Below are 15,821 nucleotides of genomic sequence, written 5' to 3'. Positions count from 1 at the left end.
CCGCCCTCCGTGTGCATTCATCCGTCAGCGTCGTTGCATGACTCTATGCAACGACGGGCGGGCCCGTGGGTCGAGAGGGGGGTTAGCCCCCGTGCCACCGGCCCCGGCACGGGCTAGCGTCACCGGTATGAGTGGAGCAGACCCCGAGCTGAGGCGGGAACTGGACGCGACGTTGCGGACCCGCGAGGACCTGGGACCCGAGTACGACGAGGCCCTCCTCGACGCGTTCCTGGAGAAGGTCGACCAGCGCCTGGACGAGGCCGTCGACACGCGGGTCCGCCGACGGCTGGCCGAGCAGCGCATGACCTCCGTACGCGAGGAGTCCGGGCGGCGGCCGTTCGACGGGCCGACGGGTCCGGGCGCCGTCTTCGCGCTGGCCCTGACCTCCCTGGTGCTGGCCATCCCGCTGACGGCGATCGCCGGCGACCAGGCGGGGCTGCCGGGCCTGCTCATCGTGTGGGCCGGCGTGGTCGGCGTGAACGCCGTGAACGCCGCCGGACGGCTGACCCGCGCGCACCGGGAGGACCACCGCGCGGACGACTGACCGCACGCGGAGGGGGACCGTCACACCCCGGTCGGACGGACCGGGGACGGGACCGCGACGGTCCCCCTGGGCGCGTGGAACGGGCCCTGACGGCACTGCTCCGGGAGCCGCTCCGGAGTGCCGCCGCGCATCGGCGTCGTTGCCGACGTCGATCATCCTGCCCGGCGCCCGTTAACCGGCCGTTGCGCCCCTGTGACACCTGGGGCACGTCCTGCGCAGGCCGGAGGACCCCTACGCCAGGGCCAGCCATGCGCTCAGGCACACGAAGCAGCCCGCGAACACCCCGCGGATGCCGGTCATCACCCTCGGACGGCCCAGCACGCGGTGGCGCACGGCGGCGGCACACAGCCCGTAGGCGGTGAAGACGAGGAAGGTCACCGCCATGAAGACGGCGCTGAGCCGGAGCATCACCCCGAGCGAACCGGGCTCGTCCGCAGGCACGAACTGCGGCAGGAACGCGACGAAGAACAGCGTGAGCTTCGGGTTGAGAAGGTTCGTCAACACCCCGGAGGCGATCACCCGGGCCGTCGTCCGCGACGCGCCCTCCCCCTCGACGGCCAGTGCCTCCTTGTCGCGCAGCGTCGCCCACGCCAGGTAGAGGAGGTAGCCGACACCGAGGTACTTCACCGCCTCGTAGACGAGGACGCTGGTGTGCAGCAGCGCCGCGAGGCCGGTCATCGTCGCCACCAGATGCGGCACGATGCCCAGGGTGCAGCCGAGCGCGGCCACCACACTCGCCCGGCGGCCGTGGGACAGACCGGCGGCCAGCGTGTACACCACGCCGGTGCCGGGGGTGACCACCACGACCAGGGTGGTCAGCAGAAACGCGATGCTCAAGGAGACCTCCGCCGTTCGTCAGGTCTCCCCACCCTCGTCCCGGCTACGGTCCGGCGGACAGAGCCAAAGGACGCCCGGATGGCTGGTCCATAGTGCGTCGTCGCACGGCCTGCGGTGACCGGGCCCGTTCGCCGCCGGACCACGGCACGCGACAGCGCACGACCGAGGCCGGGCCCCCAGCGGCGCGTGGGTGCCCGGCCTCGGTCCGAGTCGGCGGGGGCCGGTTCGCGTGGGCGGCGCTCCGCCACCGTGCCCCGGCCCTCCTCAGGGCATGGCCCCCACGTTGCCGTTGTCGGCGAGGAAGGCCAGGACGTCCTGGCGGGTGACGATGCCGGTGGGCTTGCCGTCCACCAGGACCACCGCGGCGTCCCGCCCCTCCAGCGCGGCCGCCACCTTGGCCACCGGCTCGCCGGAGCCGACGACCGGGAGCGGCGGACTCATGTGCGTGTCCAGCGGATCGTTCGGCCCGGCGTGATCGGCGTACAGCGCATGGAGCAGGACGCGCTCCTCCACGGCCCCGATCACCTCCCCGGCCATCACGTCCGGGTGCCCGGCTCCCGGTGCGACCACCGGCATCTGCGAAACGCCGTACTCGCGCAGGACCTTGATCGCCTCGCCCACGGTCTCGGTCGGGTGCATGTGCACGAAGTTCGGGATGCCCTCCGCCTTCAGTCCGAGCACGTCACCGGCCGTCGGCTCCGAGATCGGCTGCTCGCTGAACCCGTGCTGGCTGATCCAGTCGTCGTTGAAGACCTTGGAGAGGTAGCCGCGTCCGCTGTCGGGGAGGATCACCACGACGACGTCCTCGGGCGTCAGCCGCTCGGCGACGCGCAGCGCGGCCACGACCGCCATCCCGCAGGAGCCGCCGACCAGCAGCCCCTCCTCCTTGGCGAGGCGGCGCGTCATCTGGAAGGAGTCCTTGTCGGACACGGCGATGATCTCGTCCGTGACCTCACGGTCGTAGGCGGACGGCCAGAAGTCCTCGCCGACGCCCTCCACGAGGTAGGGGCGTCCGGAGCCGCCGGAGTAGACCGAGCCCTCCGGGTCGGCGCCGACGACGCGCACCCGGCCGTCGGACACCTCCTTGAGGTAGCGGCCGGTCCCCGAGATCGTCCCGCCGGTGCCGATGCCCGCGACGAAGTGCGTGATGCGGCCCTCGGTCTGCTCCCACAGCTCGGGGCCGGTCGTCTCGTAGTGCGAGCGCGGGTTGTTGACGTTGCTGTACTGGTCCGGCTTCCAGGCGTTCGGGGTCTCCCGGACCAACCGGTCGGACACGTTGTAATAGGAGTCGGGGTGCTCCGGTGCGACCGCCGTGGGGCACACGACGACCTCGGCGCCGTACGCGCGCAGCACGTTGATCTTGTCCGTGGACACCTTGTCCGGGCAGACGAAGATGCAGCGGTAGCCCTTCTGCTGGGCGACGATCGCCAGCCCGACGCCGGTGTTCCCGGAGGTGGGCTCCACGATCACCCCGCCCGGCCGCAGCTCGCCCGACCGCTCGGCCGCCTCGATCATGCGGACGGCGATGCGGTCCTTCACCGAGCCGCCCGGGTTGAAGTACTCCACCTTGGCCAGGACGGTGGCCCCGGAGGTGGACGTCACGTTGTTCAGCTTGACCAGCGGGGTGTTGCCGACCAGCTCGATCATCGACTCGTGATACTGCAATGTGGTCTCCGCATTGGAAGGGGCGACCGCGGTCGCGGTCCCGTGACAGCAGCCTATTCCGCACACCGGGGTCACGGGGCGTTGCGGCGGGTACGCAGCGGGGCAACAACCGGGTAGGCACACGACGGCGACGGGGGGGGGCGCAGCGCCGGTCACGGCGGACGGCGGCGGGCAGGGCCGGGCACGGAACGGCCACGGAGCGGGCCACGCGGACACGGGAAGGCGGGGAAGCGGATGTCGAGAGCGAGGGTGGCACGGCGCATCGCGGCGGCCGCGGCGTACGGCGGGGGCGGGATCGGCCTGCTGAGCGGCGCCGCGGTGGGGCTGGTGGTGGCGGAGGTCCAGCTGACCCGCCGGAAGGTCGGGCTCCCGGTGGACGAGCCGCCCGGGGCCGACGGGCTGTACGGCGCGGCCTTCGGCGAGCGCGGGGCGCCGCCGCTGCGGCTGGCGTTCCTCGGCGATTCGACGGCCGCCGGGCAGGGCGTCCACCGGGCCCGCCAGACGCCGGCCGCGCTCGTGGCGTCGGGGCTGTCGGCGGTCGCCGAGCGGCCGGTGCGGCTGCGCAACGTCGCCGTCACCGGTGCCTGCTCCGACGACCTCGACCACCAGGTGTCCCGCCTCCTGGCCGACCTCGACCGGGTGCCCGACGTCTGCGTCATCATGATCGGGGCCAACGACGTCACCGAGCGGGTGCCGCTGAGCCAGTCCGTGCGGTACCTGTCGGACGCGGTGACGCGGCTGTGTTCGGCCGGTTGCGAGGTCGTCGTCGGCACCTGTCCCGACCTGGGGTCCGTGGAGCCCATGGGACAGCCCCTGCGGTGGCTCGCCCGGCGGCTGAGCCGCCAGCTCGCCGCCGCGCAGACGATCGCCGTCGTCGCCCGGGGGGCGCGGACGGTCTCGCTGGGCGACCTGCTGGGCCCCGAGTTCGCCGCCAACCCCCGCGAGCTGTTCGGGCCGGACCACTACCACCCCTCCGCCGAGGGCTACGCGACGGCCGCCATGGCCGTCCTGCCGTCGGTGTGCGGCGCCCTCGGGCTGTGGCCGGAGGCGGAGGAGCGGCCCGACGCGGCGCGGCGCGAGGGCCTGCTGCCCGTCGCCCACGCGGCGGTGCGGGCGGCCGCCGAGGGCGGCACGGAGGTCAGCGACGCGCGCGGCCCCTGGGCCCTCCTGCGCCACCGCCGTCGCCGTCGCCCCGCCGCGCAGGACCCGTCCCCGGCGGACCGGGTCCCGGACGGCCAGGACTCCGACGTGGCCGCGCGCGCGGACCGCCCCACCAGCTGACCGTCGGCCGCGGCTCGCTCAGATCACGTCAACTCTCGCCTACCGGGCGCATATTCGCAGCGCGTTGTCAGAGCGGGGCCGTACGGTGGTCCCCATGACTTCCTCCCCGCTCGCCGACGCCCCGCGCCCCGCGGCGGCCGCCGCCGACGTGAACGACGCCATCCGGCGCCTGATGGAGCAGCCGGCCGACACCCGGCGGGCCGAGGAGTACGTCCGCCTGCTGTCCCTGTGGGCCGACACCACCCCCGCTTGGACCACCGCCGCCTGACCCCGGCCCGCCCGCCCCGGCGCCGCCGCAGGGCGCACGGGCAGGCCGTCGCTCCTCTCTCACCCTCAGGGGTGGTTTGGTCGAAATGTCGTTTTTGGCCAGGTGGGCGGCGGGCAACGTGCCAGCGCGAAGGGTCCCGACCGTCGGGGCCCGTGGCGTGAAGGAGCACGATGAGGGGTTTGAAGGCTCTCGGAGCGGGCGCGCTGGCGGTGGCGCTGGTGTCGGGTGTGGCTTGGGGGGCGCAGGCGTCCGACGGCGAAGCCGCTCCGGCCGCTGAGAAGGTGTCGCGGGCCGCGGCGGTCGACGGGTACCAGATCGTCAAGCTGCCGAATGCCAACGTGCCGAACTTCCAGCGGCGCACGGTGCACTGCCCGTCGGGCAAGGTCGCCATCGGCGGCGGCGCGGAGGCCCAGGGCAACGACGCCATCCTGGTCGGCTCGTTCCCGACGGACGACGGAAGGGGCTGGGTCGGTCTCGGCCGGCAGAACAGGTACGGAGACGTGGGCATCTCGGTGTACGCGATCTGCGCACGCGCCTGACCCGCTCCCCCGCGACAGCGCCCCGCCCCCGAAGGGCGGGGCGCTGTCGCGTTCCGGGGGCCGCTCTCCCCGGTCACGCCGGACGGAGCGGCGCCGAAGCGGGAGCCGTGACGGATGGACGGTGGGCGGCGTCGTCATGCCGACGAGCCGCCGCGACGGGCGCCGGCGTGCCCGGAGCCGGACTCGAACCGGCACGGCCCACGAGGCCAACGAGGTTTAAGCTCGTCGTGTCTGCATTCCACCATCCGGGCACCGGCCTTCCGGGGCGCGCCGCAGGGCGACGGCCCGTTCGAGGGTGCGGAACGAGAGTAACCGGATCTGTGCATCGAACGTCGCGTTCGGTGAGCGATGTTGTCTTATTTTATTGACGCCTGACTGTGCGTCAGGCGCAGAAGCAGGGGGCGGGGGTCCGCCGATGGCATATGCCGACGAGCGAGGATTGTCGCAAAGTCGCCCTGTTGACGGACGGGGCGGCTCAGGGTCGGCGTCGGGGTCGGTCGGGGGCGCCGTCATCCTGAGGGAGGACCGCCGCAGCGCCGCGGGTCCGTCGGAAGGCGGCCCCAAGACGGGCTGTGCGGCGGATCCGCGGGGCGGATCGGGCGCCGAGGATGGAGGTGTTCCCCTGACCTCCGTCCGACAGGAGCCCGTTCCCGTGACCACCAGCATCCAGCCCGTCCCGGCCGGCCTCAGCGGCGGCCTGGCCGCCGCGAGCGCCACCGACCTGTCGAAGGTCTATGGCGCGGGTGAGACCAGGGTGGCCGCCCTGGACCGGGTCTCCCTCGACTTCCGGCAGGGCGAGTTCACCGCGATCATGGGCCCCTCCGGTTCCGGCAAGTCCACCCTCATGCACTGCATGGCCGGTCTGGACTCCGTCTCCAGCGGTTCGGCCCGCATCGGCGACACGGAGTTGACCACGCTGAAGGAGAAGAAGCTCACCCAGCTGCGGCGGGACAAGATCGGCTTCATCTTCCAGGCGTTCAACCTCCTGCCCACGCTGAACGCGCTGGAGAACATCACCCTGCCGCTGGACATCGCGGGGCGGAAGGTGGACCGGGCCTGGCTGGACCAGGTGGTCTCCACCGTCGGACTGAGCGGGCGCCTGGGGCACCGGCCGAGCCAGCTCTCGGGCGGCCAGCAGCAGCGGGTGGCCGTCGCCCGTGCCCTGGCCTCCCGGCCGGAGATCATCTTCGGCGACGAGCCCACCGGGAACCTGGACTCCCGGGCCGGCAGCGAGGTGCTGGGCTTCCTGCGCAACTCCGTGCGCGAACTGGGGCAGACGGTCGTGATCGTCACCCACGACCCGGTGGCGGCCTCCTACTCGGACCGGGTCGTCTTCCTGGCCGACGGGCGCATCGTGGACGACATGGCGTCGCCCACGGCGGAGAAGGTCCTGGAGCGCATGAAGGGTTTCGACGCCAAGGGCAGGACGAGCTGAGGCCGGCGACCCGGCCCTCCCGTCCCCCACACCCACCCCGCTGTGCGACACAGCCCCTGACCTGTCTGTAGGACTTCCCATGCTCCGTACCGCCGTGCGCAACGTGCTCGCGCACAAGGCCCGGCTGCTGATGACCATGCTCGCCGTACTGCTCGGCGTGGCCTTCGTGTCCGGCACCCTGGTGTTCACCTCCACGCTCTCGACGGCGTTCCAGAAGAGTTCCGAGAAGGGCTTCGACCACGTCGACGTCGCCGTCCTGCCCGATTCCTCGCAGTCCTCGGGGCCCGGTGACGCACCGGCGCTGAGCCAGCGGCTGCTGGAGGAGGCCGCCGCGCTGCCGGGCGTGGCGGAGGCGACCGGGTCGGTGTCCGGATTCGCCGCCCTGGCCGACAAGGACGGCAAGCTCGTCGGCCAGGGCTGGTCGACGCTGGGCGCCAACCACTACGCCGGTGAGGACGGCCGCGACGACCGCTACACGATGCGGGACGGCCGCGCGCCGGAGCGGGACGGTGAGATCGCGCTGGACGCGAAGACCGCCGAGCGCACGGGCTACGAGGTCGGCGACACCGTGCGGACGTCCGTGAACGGTCCCGTCCGCAGCGAGAAGGTCACCGGGATCTTCACCACGGACGACGGGAACGTCGCCGCCGGTGGCACCCTCGTCCTCTTCGACACCGCCACCGCCCAGCGGCTCTACGCCGCACCGGGCGAGTTCGCCGAGATCACCCTGACCGCCGCCCCGGGCACCTCGCAGGCCGCGCTGCGCGGCGCCGTCGAGGAGATCCTGCCGAAGACGGCCGAGGCCGTCACCGGCGAGAAGCTCGCCGCCGACCAGTCCCGGGCGATCGAGGAGGAGTTGAGCGGGATGCGGACGGGGATGCTCGTCTTCGCGGGCATCGCCCTGTTCGTGGGGGTGTTCATCATCGCCAACACCTTCACGATGCTGGTCGCGCAGCGGACGAAGGAGCTGGCGCTGATGCGGGCGGTGGGCGCGAGCCGCCGTCAGGTGACGCGCTCGGTCCTGATCGAGGCACTGGTCGTCGGTGCCGTCGCGGGGGTCACCGGCCTGGCCGCCGGTGTGGGCGTCGCGGCCGGGCTGCGCGCGCTGATGGGGTCCCTGGGGGTGACGGTGCCGGACGGTCCGCTGACCGTGACCGGGACGACCGTTCTCGTCTCCCTGGCCGTGGGGACGGTGATCACCGTGCTGGCCGCCTGGCTGCCCGCGCGGCGGGCCGCGAAGATCCCGCCGGTGGCGGCGATGAGCAGCCTGCACGCCACGCCCACGACGCGCGGCCTCGTGGTCCGCAACTCCATCGGCTCGGTCCTGGTGGCGGCCGGTGCGGGGCTGGTCCTGCTGGGCACGGGCATGGACGCGGACGCCGCGAAGGGCCCCATGGGGCTGGGCGCCGCCGTCATGGTGATCGGTGTGTTCGTGCTGACGCCGCTGCTGTCCCGTCCGCTGATCGCCGCCGCCGGACCGCTGCTGCGGTTGTTCGGGGTCTCGGGGAAGCTGGCGCGGCAGAACGCCGTCCGCAACCCGCGCCGCACGGCGGCCACGGCGTCGGCTCTGATGATCGGGCTGACGCTGATCACCGGACTGACCGTCCTGGCCGGGGGAGCGCAGAAGGGCATCGAGAAGATGACCGCGGAGTCGCTGACCGCCGACTACGTGGTCAGCATGGCCAACTTCAGCACGCTTTCGCCCGAGGTCGAGGAGAAGCTCGCGGCCGACGAGCGGGTGACCGCCGTCAGCCCGCTGCGCAGCTCGCCCGCCGAGATCGACGGTGACACCGAGTGGGTGATGGGCGTCAGCGGCGAGCACATCGGCGACCTGCTCTCGATGGACTTCACCGACGGCTCCCTGGCCGCTTTCGGCGGCACGAAGGTCGTCGTCGACGACGAGACGGCCGAGCGGTACGGCTGGGAGGTCGGCTCGACGTTCCCGGCGACCTTCGAGGACGGCGAGCGCGGTGAACTGACGGTCGCGGGCGTGTACGAGGGCAACGAGATGGTGCGGAGCATCATGCTCGACACCTCCCTCCTGGACCCGCACATGCAGCGGGTCGACAGCATGCAGGTCCTCGTGAAGGCGGAGGGCGGCGTGAGCGAGGCCACGCAGTCGGCGCTGGAGGCGGCCCTGGGTGACAACCCGGCCATCCTGGTGCAGGACAAGGAGGCCATGTCCGAGGCCATCGCCTCCCTGTTCACGTTCATGCTGAACATGCTCTACGGGCTGCTGGCCATGGCCGTCATCGTGGCGGTGCTCGGGGTGGTCAACACCCTGGCGATGTCGGTGTTCGAGCGGTCCTCGGAGATCGGGATGCTGCGGGCGATCGGTCTGGACCGCCGGGCGGTGAAGCGGATGGTACGGCTGGAGTCGGTGGTGATCTCGCTGTTCGGCGGGGTCATGGGCATCGGACTGGGCGTCTTCTTCGGCTGGGCCGCCGGGGAGATCATCGGCAGCGTGCTCACCACCTACGAACTGGTGCTCCCCTGGGGCCGGATGGCCCTCTTCCTGGCGCTGGCCGGCGTCGTGGGCGTGCTCGCGGCCCTGTGGCCGGCACGCCGGGCCGCGCGCCTGAACATGCTGGCGGCGATCAAGGCCGAGTAGGTCGCCGGGGGAAGGGGGGCGGTCGGACGGTCGCCCTCCGCCGGAGCGGACGTCGAACGGTCCCGGTGCGCACCCCGCGCGCCGGGACCGCCCGCGTTCCCGGGCGGGGTGGCCGTTCCGGCGGCGGTGAGTCCCTGACCTGCCACGACGGGCGTTCAGCGGGGCGACACCGGCGAGCGGAGCCGGCGGTGGGGACCGGCGGGAAGGACCGGCGGGAACCGGGCGGGAGCGAAAGGGGATGCGCCGGGGGCAGTGTTCGACCTCAGCAACGGCAAGCGCGGTCCGAGGAGGAATTCGGTGGCTACTCTGCTCGACTCCCACGACGCCCGGAAGTCCGCCGCCACGGCGACGGGGCGGGGCCCGGAGAACTCCACCGGCTGGTCGCGCCTGCTGGGGCTCGCGGCCTGCCGAGGGGCACGCTTCCGCTTCGGTTCGACGGCCGGCGAGGCCGCCGCCCGCTGCGTCCTGCTGCGCGTCAAACGCGGCCGGCGCACGCTGCGGCACGTGATCGCCGTCGTGCCGGAGCAGCGCACGCTGGACCTGATCGCCGTCGCCCGGCTCTACGGCGGGACCTCGGCCGGGTTCGTCACCCCGGAGGCGACCGACGCCCTCACCGGCGGCACGGACCGTCAGGTGCCGCCCCACTCGGCGGACCCGGGCCTTGAGGTGGTGCTCGACCAGAGCCTGCGGGACGCGCCGGAGATCGGCTTCAACGACGTCCGCCCCTCGGTGGCGGTCACGTTCGCCACCGAGGACTACGCGGCCATCGCCGCGCCGCGCGTCGCGGTGATCACCGCGACCGCCTGAAAGACCCGGCCCACCGGGTACCGCCGGGTCCGTCCCGGCACCACGGCTCCGGGCTGTGGTACGGCGTCTCCCCCGTTGACCCGTACCACAGTCCGGTTCAGGGCTGCCCGCGCACGGGACGCGGACGGGACCGGACCGGGAACGGGGCGGCGCATCATCGAGAGCACACGTTGCCTCCGAGGAGCCACAGCATGCCCAAGATCGCACTCCTGTCCGGCAGTCTGCGCCGGGAATCGTCCAACACGGCCGTCATCGCCACGATTCGCCGCATCCTCGAGCAGCAGGAGGGATGCGAGACGGTCGACATCGCGCTCCGGTCCTTTCCGCCGTTCGACGAGGACGTCGAACGTGCGGGCGGCACCGAGGGGTCGCGGGCCGTCGCGGCGCGGGTCGCCGCGGCGGACGCCCTGATCATCAGTTCGCCCGCCTACAACGGCTACCCCCCGGGGATGCTCAAGAACGCCCTCGACTGGTTGTCCCGGCCGCCGGGTGGCGGCGTCGTCAAGGGCATGCCCGTCGGGATCGCCAGCGCCTCGCCCGGCCGGGCGGGCGGGGCGAACGTGCAGCCCCGGCTGGCCGAGATCCTGACCAACTCCGGCGCGGTGGTGGTCGAGTGCGCCCCACCCGTCACCGTGGGCAACGCGGTCGCGCTGCGCACGCCGGAGGGGATCATCACGGACGCCGCCGTGCACGCCGACCTGGAGCGGCTCGTCGCGGACGTGCTCGCCGCCGTCGGCGCGCCGGCCACCGCCCCCGTGACCGGTTAGGCGCCCGCCGCCCGTCGCCCGCCGCGTCGCCCCCTCCGCCGCCGTCCGGCCCCCTGCCGGACGGCGGCTTTCGTGTGCTCCCGGGCGACCACATGCGATACGCATATGCCCGCACTAAGCACGCCCTCAACCCCCGGTGAATTAAGTGCTCCGCTTCGCCTGATTTCACACTTCCGCTTAACAGGAATGCGGTAGTAGCCTGCCAGTGGCCAAGGAGGAACGACCCGGGAAGAGACACTGCGACTCTCGACACATCGAAAGGCGAACACCAGTCGAGAGGGCAAGAGAATGCGCGTGAAGCTGAGCGACATGGTCGGAATCCTCGCAGCAGCAGCGTTCTCGTGGGGGGTTGTCATCGGGACACCTGGGGACGGCGACAAGGGGCACGCGGTCAGAGCCGACGGCACGGGCGAGATGGTGATCCTGGAGGACAAGGGCAACCCGTGACCGGGCGGCACGACCGGACGCGCGTCGGATCTTCTGAGGGACGGTATCCCGACTCAGAAGATCCGACGCGCGTTTTCGGGTACGCCCATGCGCTGGAACAACTCGTCCGCCTGCCGCAGGAAATCCTCGGCGGCGGCGCGATCACCCGAACTCCTACTGGCTTCGGCCAGACTGTCAAGGGCCTGCGCCATCTCGAATCGGAAATTGATGGTCGAGGCCAGGTCGTATGCGCGACGACTGCGGATCATTGATTCCTCGGCCTCGCCGAGTGCGAGGAACACCCGCCCCGCCATACTCTCCACCGCGGCCTGCCGCACGGCGACGTCCTTCTTCGCCGGGATGTCCAGCGCCCGCTCGATGTACCGCCGGGCCTCCAGGGGCCGGCCCAGCATGATGTGCGCCCCCGCGTGCTGCGCGAGGATGAGCGCCGTGGCGGACGGGCCGTGCCAGTCCTCGCACAGACGCAGTGCCTCACCCAGTTCCTCCAGCGCCCGGTCGGGGCGGCGCAGGCCGATCAGCGCGAACCCGAGGCTGGAGCGGGCGACGATGGTGTGGCCGAGGTCCCCGATGTTCTGCCAGATGGCGATGGCCCGCTCGGCCGCGTCGGCCGCCTCCTCGAACTTGCCCAACCGCACCGTGACGGAGCTGAGCACGTTGAGCGTGCCGGCCAGTTCGCGCAGCGCGCCGAGCTCCTGCTCCAGCAGGCTGGCGCCCTCCAGGAAGCCGAGCGCCTGGTGGAAGTCGCCGAGGCTGTTGTACATCTGGCCGAGTCGGCCCATGCAGCCGGCCTCGCTCTCCCGGTCGCCCAGTGAGCGGGCGAGTCCCAGGGCCTCCTCCAGGCAGGTGATGCCCTCCTCGAACGCCCCCGCCCGCCAGTGCTCCATGGCGAGCGTGGCCAGCATGAGGAGGAGCAGTTCGCCGTCCTTCAGCCGGCGGGCGGCGTCCACCGCCAGCACACAGGCCCGACGCGAGTCCCGGGTGTGGTTGCGGATGGAGGAGTGGAAGGAGAGCGTGCGCGGGAGATAGGCGGCGTGACGTAAGTGGCCCTGCCGATAGGCGAGTTCGACGGCGGCGATCAGGTTGTCCCGGTGCCCGTCGAGCCAGTCGAGCGCGCGGGAGCGACAGGTGAACTCCGCCGGCGACGGCCCGGCCACCGGGATCAGGTCGGTGTGCCGGGAACGCTCCGGGAACAGCATGTCGCACGCGCCTTCCGAGGCCAGCACGTAGTGGTCGAGCAGCCGCCGCACGGCCTCCTGCTCCTGCGCCGCCGTGGCCGCCCCGCGCAGCCCGAGGGCGAAGCTGCGCACCAGGTCGTGGAAGGAGTAGGCGCCCGGCTCCGGCTCCTCCAGCAGATGGGCGTCGAGCAGCGCCTCCAGGGCGTTCTCGGCCTCGACCCCGTCGCGGCCGAGGAGCGCGCCCGCCTCCTCGACCCCGATGCTCTTGCCCGGGTGCAGCCCGAGCAGCAGGAAGTCGCCCCGCTGACCGTCGTTCATGGCCTGGTAGGACATCCGCAGCGCGGCGGCGACGCTGCGGCCCGCCGAGTTGAGTTCGCTCAGCCGTCGGGTCTCGTCGCTGAGCCGGTCGGCGAGCCGCTGGATCGTCCAGTGGGAGCGGTTGCGCAGCCGGGCGGCCGCGATGCGCAGGGCCAGGGGCAGCCGGCCGCAGAGCCGGATCAGCTCGGCGCCCGCCTCCGGCTCGCGGGCGACGCGTTCGTCGCCCAGGGTGCGGCGCAACAGGTCGAGGCCGTCCTCCTCGGACAGCGTGCCGAGCGAGAGCCAGTCCGCGCCGTCCAGGTCCACCAGGCGGGGCCGGCTGGTGACGAGGGTCAGACACCCGGGGGACGCGGGGACCAGCGGCCGGACGTGCTCGGCGTCGGCCGCGTTGTCCAGCACGACGAGCAGCCGGCGCTGCTTGGTGATGGAGCGCCACAGCGCCGTGCGCCCGGCCACGGTCGTGGGCATCTCCTCGCTGGGCACCCCGGACGCCGCGAGCAGGGCCTCCTGGGCCACGGCCGCGCTGAGCGGTTCCTGACCCGGGGTGTAGCCGCGCAGGTCGACGAAGAGCTGGCCGTCCGGGTAGTCCTCGACGAGGCGGTGCGCGGCGCGGATGGCCAGGGCCGTCTTGCCGCTGCCGCCCATCCCGTCGATGGCGATGATGCGGGCGCACTCGCCGGAGGCGCGGCCCACGGCGTCGGTGATCCAGTGCAGCTCCGACTCGCGTCCGGAGAAGTCCCGCAGGTCGTACGGGAGGGCGCTGGGGACGGCGGCCGCCGGGGCCGGGCTGCGCGGTACCGGTACAGCCGCCGGTTCCGGGGAGGAACTCGGCGGCTGTACCGGCGCGGTGGGTGCCTCGCCGTCCGGATTCGGCTCCGGCCCGGCGGGCGGCGGGACCACGGTGTCCGGGGCCGACTCGCCCGGCGGCGCGAGCTCGGGGCTGTGCCGCAGGATGCGCTCGTAGAGCACCGCCAGCTCCACGCTCGGGTCGATGCCCAACTCGTCGGCGAGCAGGGTGCGGACGCGGTTGTACTCCTCCAGTGCCTCGGCCTGCCGCCCGGTGCGGTACAGGGCCAGCATGAGGTGGCCGCGCAGGGTCTCCCGCAGCGGGTGCTGGTTGACGAGGGTGCGCAGTTCCCCGATGACGGCGCCGGCCTCCCCGGCCTCCAGTTGCAGGTCGATGAGTTGTTCCGCCGCGCTGAGGCGCTGCTCCTCCAGGGCGGCGGACGCGGCGTCGATGACGGGGCCGCCGAAGCCCGCCATCACCGGGCCGCGCCACAGCTCCAGGGCGGACTGCAACGCCTCGACGGCGGCGGGGCGGTCACCGGCGGCCACGGCCTGCCGGGCGCGGGCCACTCCGGCGCGGTACTGGGCGAGGTCGAGCTGCCTCTCGGTGAGGACGGCGCGGTAGCCGGGCCCGTCGGTCACGATGAACGAGGCGCCGTCCGGAATGCGCTGGCGCAACTCGGCCACGGCCTTGCGGATCTGGTGGAACGCGCTGCTGGGCGGGGCGTTGTCCCACGCGGCCTCGACCAGCCGGGCCACCGGGACGACGCGGTTGGCCTCCAGCAGCAGCATCACGAGGGTCCGTTCGCGCAGTGCCCCGCCCAGACGCAGCGGGACATCGCCGTACCACCCCTCCAGTGCGCCGAGAATGCGGAAACTGGGAACGCTCGTTCTCGTAGCACCCACCATCATGGCTCGCCAGCCCCCCGTCGCTGTACAACGCCGTGCGTGAGTATCGGCGCCCGATTCTATGCACTGGGCGGTGCGGCAGCAACGAAAGCCGCACGGAGCGCGATCACGCGGTCACCTCCGTTCGGGGGCCGACGGTATCCGAACGGAACCCGGTCGGTAAGCGAGTAGGACACGAGCGAGACATCCTCCGGACAACCGTGGATGCGTGGCATCCGGCAGGGCTTCGGTCAGGGGGAACGATGGAAACCGGCCATGATCTGGTGGGCAGTCTCTGCGAGGGTCTCTTCGCCTCTCTCCTGCGGCGCGATCAGCGGGTGAAGGCGGAGAGCTACGTACGGGCCCTGCTGGCCGCCGAGGGGCGCAAGACGCTGCGGAACATCGCCGAGCAGATGGGCGGCGAGTCGGCGCAGCAGAGCGTGCACCACTTCATCAGCAGCTCCTCGTGGGACTGGTCGGCGGTGCGCCGGTCGCTGGTCCAGCGGGTGGAGCGGGAGATCGCGCCGCGCGCGTGGGTGGTGCGCCCGCTCGTGATCCCGAAGGCCGGACCGCACTCGGTGGGCGTGGGGCAGCAGTTCGTGCCGCATCTGGGCCAGACGGTCAACGCCCAGCAGGCGTACGGCGCGTGGCTGGCCACGGAGGGCGCGAGCGTGCCCTGCAACTGGCGGCTGGTGCTGCCCGACAGCTGGCTCACGGACCCCTTACGGCGCTCCCGGGCCTGCATCCCCGCGACGAGCCGGACGGCCGGGCTGGAGGAGTGCGCGGGCGACGCCGTGCGGCAGGTGGCCGGTGACCCGGTGCCGCGTCGGCCCGTCGTGGTGGACGCCAAGGGGCTCGACGCCGCCCGGGCCGTCCGTCACTTCGGGGCGGGCCGGGTGCCGTTCCTCCTGCGGATCGGTCCGCAGACCCGGGTGCGCGTGGACAGCTCCCGGTTGCACGCCTACTGCGACGCGCCGGTCGCGGCGGAGCAACTCGTCACCACCATGAAGCAGTTCCGCCGCCAGGCCGAGGTGCACTTCCGCGGCGGCGTCACGCACAGCGGGGTGACGGCGGCCATCCCCGTCGTCGTGGACGGGGTGCGCGGCCGGCTGCCGATGCTGCTGCTCGCCGACTGGCCCGTGGCGGGGCACGGCCCGGCGGCGCTGTGGCTGGCCCGGCCGGGCGGGATGCCCCTGCCCGGGCTGCTGCGGTTGGCCCGGCTGGCGGACACCGTCGAGCGCGACTCCGCGCAGATCTCCGAGGGCATCGGCATCCGCGACTTCGCGGGCCGCTCCTTCCAGGGGTGGCACCGGCACATCACACTGGCCTCGGTGGCCCACCTGGCGGTGGTCCTGTCCGGGGCGCGGCAGGCGAGCCGTCCGCGCCGCCTGACCGCCGCCTGACCGCCGCCTGACCGCCGCGGGCCGAGGCCCGCCCGACGCGCCGGGTCCGT

The 15,821-nt window shown here is 72.8% G+C and carries 13 protein-coding genes and 1 tRNA gene; 10 read left to right on the top strand and 4 right to left on the bottom strand.

Going from position 1 to position 15,821, the window contains the following annotated elements; genetic code table 11:
- The first annotated feature begins 127 nt into the window (after positions 1 to 127).
- A complete protein-coding gene (locus IF129_RS23320; protein ID WP_224755463.1) occupies positions 128 to 544 on the top strand; it encodes a hypothetical protein in 417 nt (138 codons plus the stop codon).
- 231 nt (positions 545 to 775) lie between these two features.
- On the opposite strand, the gene IF129_RS23315 is transcribed toward IF129_RS23320, so the two are convergent.
- Entirely contained in the window at positions 776 to 1,381 is a 606-nt protein-coding gene (locus IF129_RS23315) for a LysE family translocator (protein ID WP_191211779.1), read from the bottom strand.
- A 264-nt stretch (positions 1,382 to 1,645) separates the two neighbouring features.
- On the bottom strand, positions 1,646 to 3,046 hold the full coding sequence (locus tag IF129_RS23310; RefSeq protein ID WP_191211778.1) for a cystathionine beta-synthase: 1,401 nt from the start codon (positions 3,044 to 3,046) through the stop codon (positions 1,646 to 1,648).
- A gap of 234 nt (positions 3,047 to 3,280) precedes the next feature.
- Here IF129_RS23310 and IF129_RS23305 point away from each other — a divergent pair, with 234 nt between their 5' ends.
- The 3 genes from IF129_RS23305 (at position 3,281) to IF129_RS23295 (ending at position 5,134) form a co-directional block, all read left to right on the top strand.
- A complete protein-coding gene (locus IF129_RS23305) occupies positions 3,281 to 4,327 on the top strand; it encodes an SGNH/GDSL hydrolase family protein (protein WP_191211777.1) in 1,047 nt (348 codons plus the stop codon).
- A 94-nt stretch (positions 4,328 to 4,421) separates the two neighbouring features.
- Positions 4,422 to 4,595 carry a hypothetical protein gene (locus tag IF129_RS23300; RefSeq protein ID WP_191211776.1) on the top strand — a complete coding sequence of 58 codons (174 nt, stop codon included), beginning with the start codon at positions 4,422 to 4,424 and terminating at the stop codon, positions 4,593 to 4,595.
- Between the two features lie 170 nt (positions 4,596 to 4,765).
- Positions 4,766 to 5,134 (top strand): hypothetical protein, encoded by a 369-nt coding sequence (locus IF129_RS23295; RefSeq protein WP_191211775.1) that lies wholly within the window; start codon positions 4,766 to 4,768, stop codon positions 5,132 to 5,134.
- 168 nt (positions 5,135 to 5,302) lie between these two features.
- Here the strand turns inward: IF129_RS23295 and IF129_RS23290 are convergent.
- Positions 5,303 to 5,385 (bottom strand) — tRNA-Leu (locus tag IF129_RS23290).
- Positions 5,386 to 5,786: 401 nt separating this feature from the next.
- On the opposite strand from IF129_RS23290, the gene IF129_RS23285 reads away from it, so the two are divergent.
- From IF129_RS23285 to IF129_RS23265, 5 genes are all read left to right on the top strand, one after another.
- Entirely contained in the window at positions 5,787 to 6,569 is a 783-nt protein-coding gene (locus tag IF129_RS23285; RefSeq protein ID WP_191211774.1) for an ABC transporter ATP-binding protein, read from the top strand.
- A gap of 79 nt (positions 6,570 to 6,648) precedes the next feature.
- On the top strand, positions 6,649 to 9,180 hold the full coding sequence (locus IF129_RS23280; protein WP_191211773.1) for an ABC transporter permease: 2,532 nt from the start codon (positions 6,649 to 6,651) through the stop codon (positions 9,178 to 9,180).
- A 297-nt stretch (positions 9,181 to 9,477) separates the two neighbouring features.
- The gene (locus IF129_RS23275; RefSeq protein ID WP_191211772.1) at positions 9,478 to 9,987 is read left to right on the top strand and encodes a YbaK/EbsC family protein; all 510 of its coding nucleotides are present in this window, start codon (positions 9,478 to 9,480) and stop codon (positions 9,985 to 9,987) included.
- A gap of 191 nt (positions 9,988 to 10,178) precedes the next feature.
- A complete protein-coding gene (locus IF129_RS23270) occupies positions 10,179 to 10,754 on the top strand; it encodes an NADPH-dependent FMN reductase (protein WP_191211771.1) in 576 nt (191 codons plus the stop codon).
- 294 nt (positions 10,755 to 11,048) lie between these two features.
- Positions 11,049 to 11,201 (top strand): hypothetical protein, encoded by a 153-nt coding sequence (locus IF129_RS23265; protein WP_191211770.1) that lies wholly within the window; start codon positions 11,049 to 11,051, stop codon positions 11,199 to 11,201.
- A gap of 53 nt (positions 11,202 to 11,254) precedes the next feature.
- Here IF129_RS23265 and IF129_RS23260 read toward each other — a convergent pair whose 3' ends face one another.
- Complete coding sequence (locus IF129_RS23260; RefSeq protein WP_381481058.1) at positions 11,255 to 14,389, bottom strand: AfsR/SARP family transcriptional regulator; 3,135 nt, start codon at positions 14,387 to 14,389, stop codon at positions 11,255 to 11,257.
- A gap of 242 nt (positions 14,390 to 14,631) precedes the next feature.
- Here IF129_RS23260 and IF129_RS23255 point away from each other — a divergent pair, with 242 nt between their 5' ends.
- The gene (locus IF129_RS23255; RefSeq protein ID WP_191211768.1) at positions 14,632 to 15,771 is read left to right on the top strand and encodes an IS701 family transposase; all 1,140 of its coding nucleotides are present in this window, start codon (positions 14,632 to 14,634) and stop codon (positions 15,769 to 15,771) included.
- Positions 15,772 to 15,821 lie beyond the last annotated feature (50 nt).

Origin of the sequence: Streptomyces chumphonensis, from assembly GCF_014779715.1 — a bacterium.
Lineage (GTDB): Bacteria > Actinomycetota > Actinomycetes > Streptomycetales > Streptomycetaceae > Streptomyces > Streptomyces chumphonensis.
Note: the sequence above shows the minus strand (reverse complement) of the source record. Positions and strands in the feature narration are given on the sequence as shown.